The sequence below is a fragment of the Paraburkholderia sp. JHI869 genome, from assembly GCF_038900775.1.
In the GTDB taxonomy this organism is placed as follows: Bacteria; Pseudomonadota; Gammaproteobacteria; order Burkholderiales; family Burkholderiaceae; genus Paraburkholderia.
Genome location: NZ_JAYMSC010000009.1, coordinates 21,232 through 39,877 on the forward strand (window position 1 = coordinate 21,232; position 18,646 = coordinate 39,877).

10 protein-coding genes are annotated in these 18,646 nt (G+C 62.3%); 6 read left to right on the forward strand and 4 right to left on the reverse strand.

Going from position 1 to position 18,646, the window contains the following annotated elements; genetic code table 11:
• Positions 1-252 precede the first annotated feature (252 nt).
• Together VSR72_RS17035 and VSR72_RS17040 are read left to right on the forward strand one after the other, a co-directional pair.
• Positions 253-5,751 (forward strand): AAA family ATPase, encoded by a 5,499-nt coding sequence (locus tag VSR72_RS17035; protein WP_342953517.1) that lies wholly within the window; start codon positions 253-255, stop codon positions 5,749-5,751.
• Positions 5,752-5,973: 222 nt separating this feature from the next.
• Positions 5,974-7,491: a CoA-acylating methylmalonate-semialdehyde dehydrogenase gene (locus VSR72_RS17040; RefSeq protein ID WP_342953518.1), complete on the forward strand. Its 1,518-nt coding sequence runs from the start codon at positions 5,974-5,976 to the stop codon at positions 7,489-7,491.
• A gap of 303 nt (positions 7,492-7,794) precedes the next feature.
• Here VSR72_RS17040 and VSR72_RS17045 read toward each other — a convergent pair whose 3' ends face one another.
• The 4 genes from VSR72_RS17045 to VSR72_RS17060 form a co-directional block, all read right to left on the reverse strand.
• Entirely contained in the window at positions 7,795-8,184 is a 390-nt protein-coding gene (locus tag VSR72_RS17045; protein WP_342953519.1) for a nuclear transport factor 2 family protein, read from the reverse strand.
• Between the two features lie 18 nt (positions 8,185-8,202).
• A complete protein-coding gene (locus VSR72_RS17050; protein WP_342953723.1) occupies positions 8,203-9,195 on the reverse strand; it encodes an LLM class oxidoreductase in 993 nt (330 codons plus the stop codon).
• Positions 9,196-9,339: 144 nt separating this feature from the next.
• Entirely contained in the window at positions 9,340-10,239 is a 900-nt protein-coding gene (locus VSR72_RS17055) for a LysR family transcriptional regulator (RefSeq protein ID WP_342953520.1), read from the reverse strand.
• Positions 10,240-10,344: 105 nt separating this feature from the next.
• Positions 10,345-11,265, reverse strand: coding sequence for a LysR family transcriptional regulator (locus VSR72_RS17060; RefSeq protein WP_342953521.1), 921 nt, complete (start codon positions 11,263-11,265; stop codon positions 10,345-10,347).
• Positions 11,266-11,419: 154 nt separating this feature from the next.
• Here VSR72_RS17060 and VSR72_RS17065 point away from each other — a divergent pair, with 154 nt between their 5' ends.
• From VSR72_RS17065 to VSR72_RS17080, 4 genes are all read left to right on the forward strand, one after another.
• A complete protein-coding gene (locus tag VSR72_RS17065; RefSeq protein ID WP_342953522.1) occupies positions 11,420-12,649 on the forward strand; it encodes an MFS transporter in 1,230 nt (409 codons plus the stop codon).
• Between the two features lie 75 nt (positions 12,650-12,724).
• Positions 12,725-15,913 carry an efflux RND transporter permease subunit gene (locus tag VSR72_RS17070; RefSeq protein ID WP_342953523.1) on the forward strand — a complete coding sequence of 1,063 codons (3,189 nt, stop codon included), beginning with the start codon at positions 12,725-12,727 and terminating at the stop codon, positions 15,911-15,913.
• Complete coding sequence (locus tag VSR72_RS17075; protein ID WP_342953524.1) at positions 15,903-17,072, forward strand: efflux RND transporter periplasmic adaptor subunit; 1,170 nt, start codon at positions 15,903-15,905, stop codon at positions 17,070-17,072. Before VSR72_RS17070 ends, VSR72_RS17075 begins: the two co-directional genes overlap by 11 nt.
• A gap of 1 nt (position 17,073) precedes the next feature.
• Entirely contained in the window at positions 17,074-18,498 is a 1,425-nt protein-coding gene (locus tag VSR72_RS17080) for an efflux transporter outer membrane subunit (RefSeq protein WP_342953525.1), read from the forward strand.
• The last annotated feature ends 148 nt before the right edge of the window (positions 18,499-18,646 follow it).

Genomic DNA, 18,646 nt, shown 5'->3' on the forward strand with positions numbered 1-18,646 from the left:
TCTATCCGAACATCACCCTGCATGGAAATCGACTTCACGACGCCGCCCGGGAATTGCGCGAAATTTTTCGGGCGTAGTTGGCGGACGGTTGACGCATAGGTTGTTTTACGTCGATGTGGCGCGGGCTCAGTGTGTCCCGTCATCATTGCTCAGGACAATCGATTAACTTGCGATGCTGGCAATGGCGCGAAGGCGGGCGCGCGCGCAAAATCATGGGCTGATGAAAATCGCATCATGACAGGAGCGTGGGCCGTGGATCTCGCTGGATATGAGCTGGAACCGCTGCGCGACGACGGCGATTTTTTACTGTTTCGCGCCCGCAAGCAGAGCTGTCCCGTCTCGGTGCTCGCACTGGTCGTCACGCGAGCGGCCCCAGGAAGCGTGAAGCGCCTCGAACGCGAATACGGTCTCGCCACGTTGCTCGATTCGAGCTGGGCGGCGCGGCCGCTTGCGTTCTACCGGCACGGTGAGCCGCCCATGCTCGTGCTCGACGACGACGGCGGCGAACCGCTCAATCGCTGCCTTGCAGGTCCGTTCGAACTCGCGCGCCTTTTGCGCATTGCGGCGAATCTGGCGAAGGTGGTCGGCCACGTGCATCGATGCGGCCTCGTTCACAAAGACATCAAGCCAGCGAATGTGCTCGTCGACAGCAGTGGCAACGTGCGGCTCACCGGCTTCGGTATCGCTTCGCAGCTGCCGCATGAACATCAGCCGCCCGCGCCGCCCGAGGTCGTTGCCGGAAGCTTTGCGTATATGGCGCCGGAGCAAACGGGCCGCATGAACCGTTCGATCGACACACGCAGCGATCTCTATTCGTTTGGCGTCACGCTGTACGAGATGCTTACAGGGTCGCTGCCGTTCAACGCAACGGATGCGATGGAGTGGATTCATTGCCATATCGCGCGCAAGCCCACGCCGCCGCGGGCGCACCGCGACGAGATTCCGCAGCCGCTCGAGGGCATCGTACTGAAACTGCTCGCGAAAGCCGCAGAGGACCGCTATCAGACTGCGGCGGGGCTGGAGGCCGACCTACGCAGATGCCTCGCGGCCTGGGAAGCGCGCAATCGCATTGACCCATTCCCATTGGGAGAGCACGACGCATCCGACCAGTTGCTGATTCCCGAGAAGTTGTACGGGCGTGAGGCGCAAATCGAAGCACTGACCACCGCGTTCGACCGCGTGGTGGCGAGCGGCTCCGTTGAACTGGTATTGATCTCGGGGTATCCCGGCATCGGCAAGTCGTCGGTCGTGAACGAGTTGCACAGGGTATTGGTCCCGCCGCGCGGTCTCTTCGCTTCCGGCAAGTTCGACCAGTACCGGCGCGGCATTCCGTACGTGCCGTTCGCACAAGCCTTTCAGACACTCGTGCTCAATCTCTTGAGCATGCGCGAAGCGGAGGTCGAGCCCTGGCGTCGCGCACTGATGGAGGCGCTCGGGCCCAACGGTCAACTCATCGTCAATCTGATTCCCGAGCTTGCGCTCATCATCGGCGAGCAAGCGGCCGCGCCAGCGCTACCGCCTCAAGACGCGCAAAATCGCTTCCAGATCGTATTTCGGCGGTTTCTCGGCGTATTTGCGCGGCCAGAGCATCCGCTCGCCTTGTTTATCGACGATCTGCAATGGGTGGATACGGCCACGCTCGATCTGCTCGCGCATCTCGCCACGCATCCGGACGTGAAGCACGTTTTGCTGGTGGGCGCGTACCGGGACAACGAGGTCGATGCTGCTCACCCGTTTGCGCGCACGCTCGAATCGATCGCCCGCGCCGAAGCCAGAGTGCAGCAAATCGAGCTTGCACCGCTCACGCGCGAAAGCGTGACGCAACTGGTGGCGGAATCGCTGCACTGTGACTGCGCGAGCGCCACACCGCTGGCTCGATTGGCGCATGAGAAAAGCGGCGGCAATCCGTTCTTCACGATTCAGTTTCTCACCGCGCTCGCCGACGAAGACCTGCTTGCATTCGACCCGCGCGCCGCGAAGTGGTGCTGGGAATTGCCGCGTATTCGCGCGAAGGGCTATACCGAGAACGTTGCCGATCTGATGGCGGCGAAATTGAGCCGGTTGCCGCTCGCGGCGCGCGACGCGCTAGGCCAACTGGCCTGCCTTGGCAACGTCGCCGAAGTCGCCGCGCTGACCTGGGTTCAGGGCGGCTCCGAAGAGCGGATGCACGCGGACCTGTGGGAAGCCGTGCGAACGGGCCTCGTCTTTCGCGAGGCCAACGTCTATGAATTCGCGCACGATCGCGTGCAGGAGGCCGCGTATGCGCTCATCCCCGCTAGCGAGCGTGCTGCCGCGCATTTGAGAATTGGGCGCGCGTTGGTATCGCGCACACCGCCAGATGCGCTCGAAGACGCGATATTCGACATCGTCAATCATCTCAATCGCGGCGCGGCGCTGGTCACTGACGAAACAGAGCGAGCGCAAGCCGTCGCGTTGAACCTCATTGCTGGCAAGCGCGCCATGAGTTCGACGGCATACGTGGCGGCGCGCGGCTATCTGGCGCAAGGCGCTTCGCTGCTGTCGCCCAACGCGTGGACGCAGTGCTACGAGAGCACGTTCGAACTGTATCTCGCGTTGTCGGAGTGCGAATATCTGGTGGGCGACTTCGCGAAAGCGGATGCGCTGGCGGACATGATGCTCGCGGCGGCGCGCACGAGTCTCGATCGTGCGAAGGTGTACAGCTTGCGCATCGAGTTGTATCAGCTCGCCGGAAGATACGACGAGAGCTTCACGGTCGCGCTCGTTGCGCTTCGCGGCTTCGATATCCGCTTTCCTGAAACCGACGAGGAGACCCCCGCGGCGCTTCATGCCGCGTTGCAGGACGTTCGCGTCAATCAGGCCGGACGTTCCATTGCTGAACTCGTTGACGCTCCGGTGGCGACGGACCCCGCGATCCACGCAATCGTCAATCTGCTCCTTCAGGCGATGAACTGCGCGTTTGCGGCGCGGCCCGCGTTCTATCCGCTCATCACCCTCAAGGCGGTCAATCTTTCCTTGCAACACGGCAATACCGACAATTCGAGTTTCGCGTTCGGCAACTACGCGCTCATGCTGGTTTCATTGATCGGCGATATTCCCACGGCGGTCCAGGTCTCGGAGATGTCGCTGAAGCTCAACGAGAAGTTCGGCAATCGGCATTTGAATGGAAAGCTGCTTCACCTGTATGGCGCCCACGTCAATTTCTGGCGCCGCCACATCGCCGCGAATCTCCCGGTTCTGGAACGGGCAACAGCCGAGTGCATGGAAGTGGGGGATTTCGTTTTTGCCGGCAACGTTGCGTTCAATGCCGTTTGGCAGGCGCTGGAGAGCGGTGCCGCGCTCGAAGACGTGCAGGCGATCGCCGACAAGTACGCGGCGCTCATGCGGCAGAGCCACAACGACGCGGTCTACGAACTGATTCGGGTTGAACGGCAATGCGTGATCAGTCTGCGAGGCAAGACGGCCAGACCGTTCGATCTGAACGACGCGACGTTCGATGAAACCGTTTGTTTCGATGCGATCGTCAAGTCGAATTTTGGCTGCGCCATTGGCGTCTATCGAATCATCAAGGTCATTCTCGCGTTTCTCGACGGCCGCTATGCCGATGCGCTGCAAGCCGCGCAGCGGGCGCAGGCGGTGTTGAGTTCGGTGATGGCGCTGGCGATCGAGCCGACTTTTCACTTCTTTCATATGCTGATCTTGACGGCGCTGTATCCCGATGCTTCGCCCGAGCAGCAGGAAGGATACGAACGCACGCTTGCCGGGACGCTCAACAAGTTTGAAATGTGGGCCGGACATTGTCCGGAGAATTATCAGAACCGCTATGCCTTGCTCAGCGCGGAGGTCGCGCGTCTGGAGGGGAATGATCTCGATGCCATGCGCCTGTACGAGGAGGCCATACGCTCTGCACGCGAGAATGGCTTTTTGCATCATGAAGGCATCGCCAGCGAACTGGCGGGCCGCTTCTGCTCGCGCATGGGCCTCGCGACGAGCGGCGAAGCCCATTTGCGCAATGCGCGCCGGTGCTTCGACGCGTGGGGCGCGAAAGCCAAGATCAAGCAACTCGACGGTGAATTCCCGCGCCTGGCCGACCCGGAAGGGAGCACGCTGACGTCGACGCTCAGTTTCGACTGGCACCAGTTCGACGCCGCAACGCTGCTCAAGGCGTCGCAGGCGCTCTCCAGCGAGATCGAACTGACGAGCCTCGTCGAGCGCCTGATGACGATCGCGCTGGAAACGGCAGGCGCGGATCGTGGGCTGCTGATCATGCCGGAGCAACCAGACGGCTATCGCATCGAAGCGCAGGCGCGTATCGAAGGCAACGGCATCGAGGTCACGCGCTCGCCCGACGCCGACTCGGCCACCCCCGCGGCGCTGCTGCGTTACGTGATGCACACGGGCAAGCGTGTGATCATCGACGACGCTTTGGCATCCAGTCTCTTTCCTGAAGATGCGTATCTGGCGAGCGGCGCAACGCGGTCCGTATTCTGCCTGCCGCTCGTGAGGCAGGGAAAACTCGGCGGGCTGCTGTATCTGGAGAACACCGAGACTTCGCATGTGTTCACGGCACGCCGTTCCGCGCTGCTCGACTTGCTCGCTTCACAAGCCGCTATTTCTTTGGAGAATACGCGCCTGTATGCCGATCTTCAGGAACGCGAAGCAAAGGTCCGGCGCCTCGTGGACTCCAATATCATCGGCATTCACATCTGGGACTTCGAAGGGAATGTCGTGGAAGCCAACGATGCCTTTCTGCGCATCGTGGGCTACACCGCAGCCGATCTACGATCAGGGCAGATTCGTTGGCCCGATCTGACTCCGCCCGAATGGCATGCGCGCGACGAACGCGTGAGGGCCGAATTGAAGGCCACGGGAAGCGCCAAACCCTTCGAGAAGGAGTATTTGCGCAAGGATGGCAGCCGGGTGTCCGTCATGGTTGGCGCGGCGGCGTTTGGCGACCGCGAAGGGCAGGGTGTCGCTTTCATACTCGACTTGACGGAGCAAAAGCGCGCGCAACAGGATGTGCGCGACAGCGAACAGCGTTACCGCGAACTGCAGAACGTGCTCGCGCATTCGAACCGCGTGGCGACGATGGGGCAGCTATCGGCTTCGATCGCGCATGAAGTGAAGCAGCCGATCACGGCAATCGCCGCGTACGCAAGTGCGGCCTTGCGCTGGCTCGCGTCGCGGCCGCCCAATTTCAACGAAGCGCGCCTTGCGCTCTCGCGGATCGTGGCGGACAGCGAACGCGCCAACGGCGTCGTCGACAGAACCCGCGCCTACTTCAAGAAGGAACCGCTGCGCACCGATGGACTCGATGTCAACGACATGATTCGGGAACTGATCGCGCTCATGCGCGGCGAAGCCAGCAAATTCGGGGTCGAACTCACGGTGGAACTCGCGGAGGGATTGCCACGCGTTCAGGGAGACCGGGTGCAATTGCAGCAGGTGATGCTCAATTTGATGATCAACGCCATCGAAGCCATGAGCGAAATGCAAAGCGGCGAGCGAATGCTTCTGATCCGGACCGGCAGGTTCGATGAAAGCGAACTTTGCATTACGGTGCAGGATTCCGGGCCGGGTCTTGCTGGCAATCCGGAAGGCGTTTTCGAGGCATTCTTTACGACCAAACGCAATGGCCTCGGCATGGGGCTGCCCATCTGCCGCACGATCGTGGAAGGCCACAGCGGGCGCTTATGGGTGACGCCGAACATTCCCGCTGGCGTCAGCTTTCATTTCACGCTTCCCGCACAGGAAAGCGCTTCCTGGCACTAGTTCTCGTCGCGATGGCCGGAAACGTGCCGGGAATGTCCCCAAACCGTCGCTGCTAGCCCTTCAGCCGAGCGCCGTAAAACGTAGACTGTTTTCGTCGGCGGTCACCGATTGCTGATCCTGGCGGGGAGTCACGGAGATGCCCGGCCACTCGACTTGATGCGCGCTGCAATGCGGACTTTCTTCGGTCCCTGGCAGCGTGCAGATCCCTTAAAGGAAGGACGTATGAGCGAAGCAAACCAGGGCGCGGTGCGCCAACTGACTCATTTCATCGACGGTCAAAGTACCGCTGGCACGAGCGGGCGATTCAACGATGTCTACGATCCGGCGCAGGGCCGCATCACGGCGCGCGTACCGGTTGCGAACGCCGATCAGGTTGCCGCCGCCGTCGCGGCCGCCAAAGCCGCATTTCCGGCGTGGAGCGAAACGCCGCCGCTCGAGCGCGCGCGCTTGATGTTCAAGTTCAAGGAACTGCTCGAGTCGCATCTGGACGAAATCGCCGAACTCATTACGCGCGACCACGGCAAGCTCTTTTCGGATGCGAGGGGCGAGGTGATGCGCGGCATCGAAATCGTCGAATTCGCATGCGGCATTCCGAACCTGCTCAAGACCGATTTCACCGATCAAAGCAGCAGTGGCGTCGATAGCTGGAATCTGCGTCAGCCGCTTGGCGTGATTGCAGGCGTGACCCCGTTCAACTTCCCGGTGGTGGTGCCGTGCTGGATGTTCGTCATGTCGGCCGCGACCGGCAACACCTTCATCCTCAAACCCTCGGAGCGCACGCCGTCGTCGTCGATCCGGCTGGCGGAACTCTTCGTCGAAGCGGGCTTTCCCAAAGGTATCTTCAACGTGGTGAATGGCGACAAGGGCACGGTCGATGCGTTGATCCAGCATCCCGATGTGGCCGCTATGTCCGTCGTCGCCTCCACGCCGGTGGCCGAATATATCTACGCAGAAGGCGCCAAACGCGGCAAGCGCGTGCAGGCGCTGGGCAGCGCGAAGAATCACCTCGTCGTCATGCCCGACGCGAACCTCGACCAGGCCGTCGATGCGCTGATCAATTCGGCCTATGGCTCGGCAGGCGAGCGCTGCATGGCGACTTCGGTCGCGGTGGCGGTGGGAAGCGTTGGCGACGAGTTGATCGAGCGTCTTGCGCCGCGGGTGCGCGCACTGCGCATCGGTGCGGGCATGGAGCCCGATCTGGACATGGGGCCGCTCATCAGCGCGGCGCATCGGACCAAGGTGCTGGGCTATATCGATGCCGGCGTCGAAGCCGGTGCGAAGCTCGTGGTCGATGGGCGCGGCCATACCGTGGCCGGCCACGAAGACGGGTTCTTCCTCGGCGGCTCGCTCTTCGACGATGTGCAGCCGGATATGAAGATCTATCGGGAAGAGATTTTTGGGCCGGTGCTTTCGGTGGTGCGCGTGCCGGATCTCGCCAGTGCCATTGCACTCGTCAACGCACACGAACTCGGCAATTGCGTCACGCTGTTCACGGCCGATGGCGCTGCGGCACGCACGTTCACCCGGCAGATTCAAATCGGCATGGTGGGCATCAACGTGCCGAGTCCGGTGCCTTCGGCGTGGCATTCGTTTGGCGGCTGGAAGCGCTCGCTGTTTGGCGATCATCACACCTATGGCGAGGAAGCCGTACGCTTCTATACGCGCTACAAGGCCGTGACGCAGCGTTGGCCCGACAGCATCGACAAGGGCGCGGAATTCGCGATGCCCGCGGCGAAATAAGCCTCGCGCCTGAAGATAGCCGGCGCAGGGGGCGCCGGCTATTACTCGCTGTTCAGCTTGCGTTTGGGTTCAGCGAGATCAATGCGCGAATGGCCGAGAGCGCGTGTTGCGCAGCGGCGCCATCATCGGTGTTCTGTTTTAGCAGCGCGAGAAGATGTATTGAATCGGATGTGCTCGATGGCGTCGTGACATCTGAGACGAGCTTGCCAACGATATATTCAGAATTGCGCGTGGATTGCGTAGACGACTGGCTCAGCGAAGCGTGAATGAGCACACCCTTTTCCGTGGGCAGGCGCCCAAGGGCTAACTGGCGGTGATCTTCTGAACCCATTGGCTGCGCCAGGCCGGCGCTTCGAAGGACTCCGAAAAATACTGGGTCTCGTGAACGACCTTGCCGTCACAGAACTCCATAATGCTGACGGTGAAAGCGGATCGCCCCTGATAATCGATGGTGTATTCAGTCACCCACAGATCGCCGTCGCCCTGCATTCGTCCGACCTTGAAACCGGATGGCTTGCCGGGATGATGCCCGCGAAGCGCCTGCAAATTCCGCCGCCCGAGAATGCGTTCACCCGATTGAGGATAGTCGCAGATAGCGTCGTCGGCGTAGATGTCGTGTTCGGCTTCGAGATCGCCATTCGCCGACGCTTGCCAGTGCGCAGTCAGCGCTTCGCGTATGTTCGCGTCTTGCATGAGAGCCTCCGGGAAACTTCAAAAATACGGCAGCACTTCGCTGTGCAATTCGTCGAGCACGTCCGCATACGGGCGCGGTGTGACTTTCGGATTCAGTGCGACGTGGCTCACGCCCGCTTCGCGTGCCTGCTCGAGGAAATGCCTGAGCGACCGGCTGCCGATGGCAAATCCGCCCTTGATTGCGCGAAACGGGTAGTCGGGCCTCGGATGCAAATAGAGGAAGCCGCCAAACGCAATCGGCTTGAAGGCTTCGCTGCCCATCGACTGAGCGACTTGTTCTTTCCAGCTTCCCACGAAGGCATCGAGCGCAGCGGGGCCGGGCACGAAGCCGAGGTAGCCGTCCATGTTCGACGCAATCCATTCGAGGCTTTGCTGCGCGCGGCCCACGGCAATGGCCGGGGTGCGTCCATACGGCGGCTTGGGCAGCATGTCGAGCGTACCGCCCGATTTGCCGAAGCGCGGCGAGGAAAACACCGGGAAGGGCTGCTCGCTCACGGTCCGGTAGGTCTGGAATGCGTCGCGGAAGCGCTCGCCACGCGTTTCGAAGTCGATGCCGAAGACGGGATACTCGGAAGGTCGATCTCCCGAGGACATGCCCAACAGGAGCCTGCCATTCGTCAGCTGGTCGAGGGTATTCACCTGCTTGGCCAGCAAAAGCGGCTCGCGCATCGGCAAAACGATGCCTGTCGTGCCGAGCGCGATCTCTTTCGTCACCGCCGCGAGGCTCGCGATATACACCAGCGGTTCGAAAATCTGGCCCGCATCGCCATACGCGGGGTCGTAGAACGGTATGTCGCGCATCCACAGCGCGGCGACGCCCATCGCTTCGGCGCGCTGCGCCATGACGATGTGATCGTGCATGGTCGGGATGGGCGAGTCCGGATGCGTTTCGAGGGGCAGGATCAGTCCGACCGAGAGCGCATTCTCGCGAAACACGCGGCGCCACGCGGGTTGATGCGCAAGCGCATGTTCGACGGGTGCGGATGCCTTGATTGCGGTGATTGCTGACATATCCATTGCGTTTCGCCTTGCGTTTGCCCTTGCGTTTGCCCACGAGTTGCCGTTGCTACGACGCAAGGTTACGCACGATCGACGCTGACAAAAACCGCCTGCGATGAACAACAGTTGATACTCGCGCTCAATAACGCGGGCAATTCAAACGCCGGACATGCGCGCCTTGAGGCGCGGCGACATGAAGTCGAGAAACACGCGCAGCTTCAGCGGCAGCGGCGTCTGGCCGGCGTGAACGAGGTGGATCGGCATGGGAGCCAGGCCGAAGGTTTCCAGAACGAGCTGCAAGCGGCCTTCCTGCACGGCGCTCGCAACCTGATACGACAAAACCCGCGTCAAACCGGTCCCGAACGTCGCGGCGTCGATGGCCGATTCCGCCGTGTTCGTCACGAGCCGCGCGTGAATCGGCACGCTTTGCTCTGATTTTTCGCCGGAGAACGTCCATGCGCGCGACGAATTGATTCCCTCGAAGCCAATGCATGCGTGACTGGCAAGCGCAGCCGGGCTATCGGGCGTGCCGTGTTCGGCCAGATACGCGGGGCTTGCGCACACCACCGGGCGCGTTTCGCCCAGCCGTATCGCCACGAGGCTGCTGTCCGGCAATTGGCCGATGCGCACCGCAACGTCCACGTGGTCTTCGAGAAAATTCACGTTGCGATCGGTCAGCACGAGGCGGGCGTCGATTTCCGGAAAGTGGGCGAGAAATGCCGCCATGACCGGCACCACGTGCAACCGGCCGAAGACCACGGGCGCCGTGACCACGAGAGAACCTTTCGGGGCTGCGTATTCGCCCGTCACGGCGCGTTCGATTTCGCCGATGTCCTCGAGAATGCGCCGGCACGAAGCGACATAGGACTCGCCGGCCTCGGTCAGCGAAAGATGCCGCGTGGTGCGATGAAGCAGGCGGGTCTTCAGGTGTGCTTCGAGATCGCCGACCTTGCGGCTGACGGTGGCCAGCGGCTGGCCGAGCTGCCGGGCCGCGGCTGACAAACTGCCTGCATCGACGACGGCGACCAGGATGGACATCCCTTCGAGACGGTCCATGGTCTTCCCGTTTATTGGAAGAGAGATTCCCGATGTTAACGGATTCGCTTGCCGAGCGAGCGGGGCGCGCCGTTACTCGCGCGGTCCGTGCGAGCAAGCGTGCGATCAAGCCGTGGCGGCGCTGATGAGTTCTCCCGCCGTGCGCTCGCGCAGGCGCGGCGACGCGAAGTCGAGAAACGCGCGCAGCTTCAGCGGCAGGGGCGCTTGCCCCGCATGCACGAGATTGACGGGCAGCGGCGCCGCTTCAAACGTGTCTAGCACGACGCGAAGTTCGTTGGCGCGCACGGCGCGCGCAACCTGGTAGGACAGCACGCGGATGAGCCCCACGCCGAGGATCGCGGCTTCGATCGCGGCGTCCGCCGTATTCACGGCAAGGCGCGAATGAACGGGTACGGACTGCTCCGACTTGCCGGAACCGAATGCCCACGCGCGCAGCGACGCGAGGGCCTCGAAGGTAATGCACTCGTGGCCGGCGAGATCCGCGGGCTTCGCGGGCACGCCATGCTTCGAAAGATAGGCGGGGCTTGCGCAAATGACCCGGCGCACCGTGCCGACGCGCGTCGCGACCAGCGTGCTATCGGGCAACTCGCCAATGCGCACCGCGACGTCCGCGTGTTCATCCATCAGATGAACGACGCGATCCGTAAGCAGGAGATTGATGTCGATCTCGGGATAGTGCGCGAGAAACTCCGCCACGACCGGCACCACGTGCAGGCGTCCAAACGCAACCGGCGCGGTAACCACGAGTTCGCCTTTGGGCGCGGCGTATTCGCCTGTCGCGGCGCGCTCGGCTTCGCCGATGTCTTCGAGAATGCGCCGGCACGCGGCCACGTATGCGCTGCCCGCTTCCGTCAATGAAAGCTTGCGCGTCGTGCGGTGAAAAAGACGCGTCTTCAGGTGCGATTCCAGTTCCCCAACCTTGCGGCTGACCGTGGCGAGCGGTATGTCGAGGCGCCGCGCGGCAGCCGAGAGACTGCCCGCATCAGCAACCGAAACGAGGATGCTCATGGCTTCGAGGCGATTCATGGACCCTATCAAATAGTGGAAGGATGAATCTTGATCGTGAGGGATTCTCTTTGGAAATGCAAGCGCGTAACGTTCGACCTCAATCTGGATCGCGGCGGTTCGCTACAAGGTTCGCTGCAAAGCCCGGAGAAATTCAACGAATAAGGAGGTCATTGTGAGCAGCGCACCCAACTCACCCGCAAGTCCAGCTACACCCGCTGTCGCATCGCGCGGCAAGATCGTCATGATGGCGATCATCGCAGGAGCGGTGATCACAAACATCTATTGCACGCAGCCGATTCTTCCGCTGATTGCAGCGGGCCTGCGGGTCAACATCACGGCGGTCGACCTCGTCGCCGGTGCGGCGCTGCTCGGCTTTTCGACGGGCCTTGCGTTGCTGTTGCCGCTGGGCGACCGCTTCGACCGGCGCAAGCTCGTACTCACACAAATCGCACTCGCGCTCGTTTTTGCGGCGACGGCGGCGGTGGCGCCCGGCATCTGGGCGCTGATTGCGGCTTCGTTTGCGCTCGGCATCGTGAGTTGCGTGCCCCAGCAACTCGTGCCCTTCGCCGCTGTCATGTCGTTGCCAAGCGAGCGGGGACGCAACGTCGGCACCGTGGTGAGCGGCATCATGGTCGGCATTCTCGTTGGCCGCACGATTGCCGGCGTGATCGGCGCCCAGTGGGGTTGGCGTGCGGTGTACGGTGCGGAAGCCGCGTTCATGGTGCCGGTCTTTATCGCCGCCGCCGCGCTGCTGCCGAAGGGCACGCCCTCCACGCATCTTTCGTATGGACGCTTGCTCGCTTCGCTCTGGCCGCTCGTTCGCGACAATCGCCCGATTCGTGAATCGATGATTATCCAGGCGTTGCTGTGGGCCTGTTTCAACGCCTTCTGGGTCAATCTCGCCGCGCTGCTCAAGAGCGGACCGTGGCATCTCGGCAGCGCCTGGGCGGGTGGCTTCGGCATCATCGGCGCGGCTGGCGCATTCGCTGCATCGCTGGGTGGCAATGCCACGGACCGCGTCGGGTTCCGCAAAGTGATCGGCGCGAGTATCGGCATCGCAACGCTGGCATACGTGATTCTCTCCGGCGCGGCCACGTCGCTCACGCTCCTGATCGTGGGCGTGATCGTGCTTGATATCGGCGTGCAATCCGGCCTCGTTTCCAACCAGACGCGCGCTTTCTCCGTCGATCCGAAAGCACAAGGCCGAATCAACAGCCTCTATATGACGGCCACCTTTTTCGGCGGCGCCTTCGGTGCGACGGTCAGCGGCTGGCTCATGAGCCGCTATGGCTGGTCGGGCATCGTGGCCTTTGGCGTCGCGCTCGGGATCATCGCTTCCGCCATCCACTGGATCGGTGCGCCTCGCGCTAGCGCGGGCCAGGTCCCATCAAACGCAGATTGATTCAAGGCATCGGAATCTGCTTGCTGGAATCCGCCGCGTGTCAGGTCGATGCCAGCTTCGAATACTGGAATTATCATGATTGGCATCGTGCGCATTGCGCTGAAACGGCCTTATACGTTTGTGGTTCTGGCCGTGTTTATCCTGATCGTTGGCGTTCTGTCGGCGTTTCGTACCCCTACGGATATTTTTCCTCCGATCAATATCCCCGTGATTAGCGTGGTATGGCAGTACACGGGGCTTTCGCCCGACCAGATGGAAGGTCGCGTGATGGCCCCGTACGAGCGGGTGTTGACGACCACCGTGAACGGCGTTCAACACATCGAAGGCACTTCGCTCACCGGCTACGGCATCGTCAAGATCTTCTTTCAGCCGGGCACCAATATCGGCACGGCGAATGCTCAGGTGACGGCCATTTCGCAGGAAATCCTGAAGCAGTTGCCGCCTTCGGCGACGCCGCCGTTCATCATCAATTACAACGCTTCGACTGTGCCGATCATTCAGCTCGCGCTTTCGGGCAAGGGGCTCTCGGAACAGAATCTGGCGGACCTCGGCAAGAATCAGTTGCGCCCGATTCTCGCGACGGTGAATGGCGCTGCGATCCCTTTTCCATTTGGCGGCAAGGACCGGCAGGTTCAGATCAACCTCAAGCCGTCGGAACTCGAAGCGCGCTCCTTGTCCGCTGAGGACGTGCTCAATGCGTTGACGGCGCAGAACCTCGTGACGCCTGTCGGCACGGAAAAGATCGGCGACTACGAGTACACGCTGCAATTGAACGATGCGCCGGCGACGATCGCGGCCATTGCGAATCTGCCTGTGAAGTCTGCGAACGGCACCGTTGTGCACATGCATGACGTCGCCGACGTGACTGACGGCAGTCCGCCGCAGCCGAATATCGTTCACGTGGAAGGCAAACGTTCGGTGCTGCTCACGGTGTTCAAGAACGGTTCCGCTTCCACGTTATCGATCATCGGCGGTATACGCCAGAAGGTTGCCGATGCGAAGGCTTCCTTGCCTGACGCGCTTCAGATCGATGCGATTGGCGACCAGTCGATCTTCGTGCGCTCTGCAATCAAGGGCGTGGCGCGCGAAGGCTTGATCGCCGCCTTGCTCACGAGCGTGATGATTCTGCTGTTCCTTGGCAGCTGGCGCTCGACGATCATTATTGCCACCTCGATTCCGCTTGCGATTCTCGGCTCGATTTCCGTGCTTTCGGTACTGGGAGAAACGCTCAATATCATGACGCTCGGCGGTCTCGCGCTGGCGGTGGGCATTCTCGTCGATGACGCGACCGTGACCATCGAGAACATCAACTGGCACCTGGAGCAAGGCAAGGATGTCGAAAGTGCCATTCTCGATGGCGCCGAGCAGATCGTGACACCGGCGTTCGTCTCGCTGCTTTGCATTTGCATCGTATTCGTGCCGATGTTTTTCCTGAATGGCGTGGCGAGGTTCCTGTTCGTGCCGATGGCCGAGTCGGTGATCTTCGCGATGATTTCCTCGTTCATTCTCTCGCGCACGCTCGTGCCGACGATGGCGAAGTATCTGCTGAAGGCCCATGCGGTTGAAAAGGATCATCACGAGTCTGCCAGTGTGTGGGCGCGCTTTCACCGCGGATTCGAGCAGCGCTTCGAGCGCGTGCGCTCGCACTACGCTGGCATGCTCGAATGGGCGCTGACGCGTCGCCGTGCGTTCGTGGTTGGCTTCTTCGCCTTCGTGGTGGCGTCGTTCGCGCTGATGCCGCTGCTTGGGCGCAACTTCTTCCCGGACGTCGACGCGGGCCAGATCCTGCTGCACGTGCGCGCGCCGGTGGGGACGCGTGTGGAGCGAACCGCGCAGATTTTCGCTGAGGTGCAAGCGCAGGTTCGCGCGACGATTCCGCCTTCGGAACTCGGCACGGTGGTGGACAACATTGGGCTTTCCACCAGTTCGATCAATACGGCCTACAACAACACGGGCACGATTGGCCCGCAGGATGGCGACATCCAGATCTCGCTGAAGGAAGGCCACGGGCCCACGGCCGCCTACGTGCGCAAGTTGCGTGAATCGCTGCCGCGTACGTTCCCCGGCGTGACGTTCTCGTTTCCGCCTGCGGACATCGTGAGCCAGATTCTGAACTTCGGCTCGCCTGCACCGATCGACTTGCAGATTCGCGGCAACAATCTGCCGGCCGATTTTGCGTACGCCAACTCGCTGCTGCGCCAGATCCGGCACGTGCCGGGCGTTGTGGATGCGCGCATCGAGCAATCGCAGGCCAATCCGCAATTCAATATCGACGTGGATCGCGACCGCGCTTCGCTTCAAGGCCTGACCGAACGCGATGTGACCAATAGCCTTGTGGTGCACATGGCGGGTTCGAGCCAGATCGATCCGACTTACTGGCTCAACGCGGCCAATGGCGTGGAGTATTCGATCGTGCTCCAGACGCCGCAATACAGCGTGGACTCGCTCTCATCGCTCGTGAATCTGCCCGTGAGTGGCGGGGCTGAGGCCAACGACGGGCAAATCCTCGGCGGCGTGGCGCGTATTCATCGCACGGCGAGCAACGAAGTGGTGAGCAACTACAACGTCCAGCCAATGGTCGAGGTGTTCGCGACGACGCAGGGCCGCGATCTCGGTGCGGTTGCCGCCGACATTCGCCACATTGTTTCGGCCAATGCCAAGGATGCGCCCAAGGGGGCGAAGGTCGTGCTGCTTGGTCAGGCGCAGACGATGAACAACGCTTTCGGTGGCTTGTCGTTCGGGATTCTGGGCGCGGTGGTGCTGATCTATCTGCTCATCGTCGTGAATTTCCAGTCGTGGTCCGATCCGCTCGTGATCGTGGCGGCATTGCCCGGCGCACTGGCCGGCATCGTCTGGATGTTGCTTGCGACGGATACCACGCTCTCGGTGCCCGCACTCACAGGCGCAATCATGTGCATGGGCGTGGCGACGGCCAATTCGATTCTGGTGGTGAGTTTCAGCCGCGAACGTCTGGCCGAGCACGGCGACGCGTTCAAGGCCGCATTGGAAGCCGGTACGACGCGCTTCCGGCCGGTCCTCATGACGGCGCTTTCGATGATCATCGGCATGGCGCCGATGGCATTGAGTCTTGGCGAGGGCGGAGAGCAAAACGCGCCGTTGGGCCGAGCGGTGATTGGTGGACTTTTGTTCGCCACAGCCGCAACGCTTTTTCTCGTGCCCGCTATTTTTTGCATGATCCACTCGCGTCGGGGTCGCACATCGACGGCCGCGCAGCTTACCGGAGATTCGATCCATGTCCTCTGAGCCCACAACGCGCGCCGCACTCGCGCAACGTCAGCTTTCTTTTACCGGCCTGGTCGGCGGTGCGCTCGCCGTCCTTATCGTGGCGGGTGGCGTCTCGCTTCGCATCAAGCACGAGCATCAACTCAAGGACTGGACTGAGGCACAGGCTATTCCGAGCGTGAATGTCGTCGTGCCTGCCCTGGAGGCGCCGGGCGGGGCACTGGACCTCCCGGGCAGACTCGAGGCCTTCGAAAGCGCGCCGATCTACGCACGGGTGAGCGGCTACCTGAAATCGTGGAGCGTCGACATCGGCACGCCGGTGAAGGCAGGCCAAACGCTCGCCGAGATCGAAACGCCTGAACTCGATCAGCAGTTGATTCAGGCGAAAGCCGATCTCGCAAGCGCGCAAGCCGACGCTGCACTCGCGAAGACAACCGCTGCGCGCTGGCAAAGTCTTTTGGACTCCGATTCAGTATCGCGCCAGGAGGTCGATGACCGCACGCAGGACTCCGTGGCGAAGCAGGCCCGCGTCGAGGCGGCGCAGGCGAATCTGGACCGGCTCGTCGCGACCAGGGGCTTCGCGCGCATCGTCGCCCCGTTCGACGGCGTGATCACCGCGCGCAACACGGACGTGGGCGCGTTGATCAACGCTGGCGGCGGAACCGGGCCGCAGCTCTTCTCCGTATCGAGCGTGGACAAGCTGCGCGTGTACGTGCGCGTGCCGCAGGAATACGTGCCCGCGGTCAAGCCGGGTGGCACCGGCACCTTCACCGTGCCGGAGTATCCCGGCAAGACGTTTACGGCCACGGTCGTGGGTCTGGCCGACTCGGTCAACGCCGCATCGGGCACGTCGCTCGTCCAGCTGATGGTCGATAACCCGGGTCATCTGCTGTTGCCGGGCGATTTCGTCAATCTGCACTTTTCGCTGCCCGCTCGCGCAGACGCGCTCCGGGTGCCGGCCAGTGCGCTGATGTTCGACAACCGGGGGCTGCGGCTCGCAACCGTCGATCGCAACGACACCGTCCACTTCAAACCCGTATCGATCGTGCAGGATCTGGGTAATGCGGTGGACATCGGCTCCGGATTGGCGCAAAGCGACCGCGTGGTCGATGCGCCGCCCGATGGACTCGTTGAAGGCGACCACGTTCAGGTGATCGCGCCGAAGGCTAAAGGTGATTAGCATGACCAGGTATCTGAAACTGGCGACGCTGGTGAGTGCCGTTGCGCTTGCTGCGTGCTCGCTCGCGCCGCAATACGAGGTGCCCGACACGCCGGTCGCGGCGCAGTACCGGACGCAGGGGCCGTGGGCCGTGGCGAACCCCGCCGATCAACTCGACCGCGCGGGATGGTGGAAGCTGTACAAGGAACCCGAACTCGACGATCTCGAACAACGGCTGATCGCGAACAATCCCGACCTGAGCGCGGCGCTGTTTCACTATGAGCAGTCGCAGGCGTATATCCGGCAGGTCAAGTCGCAGATGTATCCACAGGTTTCCGCCGTGGGCAATGTGCAGCGCGACCGGGAATCGGACACGCGGCCATTGCGCAGCCCAACCGGGCCGACCGATTACAACTCGGCTACGCTAGGTGTCGAAGTCGACTACGAAGTCGATCTGTGGGGACGCGTGCGCGATTCCGTTGCCGCGAGCAAGGACGAAGGCCAGGCGTCGAAAGCGGATCTCGCGTCGACGCAATTGAGCCTGGAAATCGAGCTGGCCCGAAGCTATATCGACCTGCGGGGCCTCGATCAGCAAATCCAGCTTGTCGAAGGGACGCAGCAGGCGTACCAGAAGGCGCTCGACTTGACCCGCAACCGGCATGGGGCGGGCATCGTTTCGGGTCTCGACGTCGCGCGCGCGAGCAACCAGTTGTCGTCGGTCCAGTCCGAACTCACTCAGATGCGGGCGCAGCGCGCGTTGCTGGAACACGCGGTGGCGGTGCTGGTCGGCGCTTCGCCTTCGGCGTTCCAGCTCGCGCCGAGTACCGAATCCATCGCGCTGCCTGTCATTCCGGTCGGCGTGCCGTCGACGCTGCTGCAACGGCGGCCGGACGTCGCCGCCGCCGAGCGGCGCATCGCCGCCGCAAACTCGAAGATCGGCGTGGCACGCGCGGCGTACTTCCCCACGCTCACGCTCAGCGCACAAGGTGGCGTGCAAAGCTCGGTGCTCGGAAATCTGCTCAGTCTTTCCAGTTCGTACTGGGCGATCGGGCCGTCTCTGGCGGTGTATCTGCTGGACGGCGGCAAGCGCCGGGCTCAGCTGGATTCCGCGAAGGAGGCTACGGCCGAGGCGGGCGCGCGTTACCGCAGCGTGGTGCTCGGGTCGTTCCGGCAGGTGGAGGACAACCTCACGCTGCTCGACGATCTGGGCACCGCGACGGATCAGCAGCAGGACGCCGCCAGTGCAGCGCAAACCGCGCTCAATCTCGCCCTCGCGCGCTATCAGCGCGGCGCGGTGAGCTATCTGGATGTGGTCGAGGCGCAGTCCGCGCAGCTCGAAGCGCAGCGCAGCGTCATCGCGCTGCGTACGCGGCAACTGGATGCGAACGTCGATCTCATTCACGCGCTCGGCGGCGGCTGGAGCACGGATGATCTGAAAGCCGGTTGAAATCCATGCATCGAGGATTGAAGCGTCATGACCGAACTGCTGCGCTTGCATGGCCTGGGTGTGGCGGGCGTGCGCAAAGCGGTTCTGGCGTTCAGCGAAGAGCTGGATTTTTTCGACAGGGTTTGAGTTACGCGATGTAAAGAGTGAA

Bases quoted from the DNA above. Each gene is read 5' to 3' on its own strand.
- VSR72_RS17075 (WP_342953524.1), top strand. From the start codon at position 15,903: ATGTCCTCTGAGCCCACAACGCGCGCCGCACTCGCGCAACGTCAGCTT.
- VSR72_RS17045 (WP_342953519.1), bottom strand. From the start codon at position 8,184: ATGCAAGACGCGAACATACGCGAAGCGCTGACTGCGCACTGGCAAGCG.
- VSR72_RS17055 (WP_342953520.1), bottom strand. From the start codon at position 10,239: ATGGACCGTCTCGAAGGGATGTCCATCCTGGTCGCCGTCGTCGATGCA.
- VSR72_RS17040 (WP_342953518.1), top strand. From the start codon at position 5,974: ATGAGCGAAGCAAACCAGGGCGCGGTGCGCCAACTGACTCATTTCATC.
- VSR72_RS17080 (WP_342953525.1), top strand. From the start codon at position 17,074: ATGACCAGGTATCTGAAACTGGCGACGCTGGTGAGTGCCGTTGCGCTT.
- VSR72_RS17050 (WP_342953723.1), bottom strand. From the start codon at position 9,195: ATGTCAGCAATCACCGCAATCAAGGCATCCGCACCCGTCGAACATGCG.
- VSR72_RS17060 (WP_342953521.1), bottom strand. From the start codon at position 11,265: ATGAATCGCCTCGAAGCCATGAGCATCCTCGTTTCGGTTGCTGATGCG.
- VSR72_RS17070 (WP_342953523.1), top strand. From the start codon at position 12,725: ATGATTGGCATCGTGCGCATTGCGCTGAAACGGCCTTATACGTTTGTG.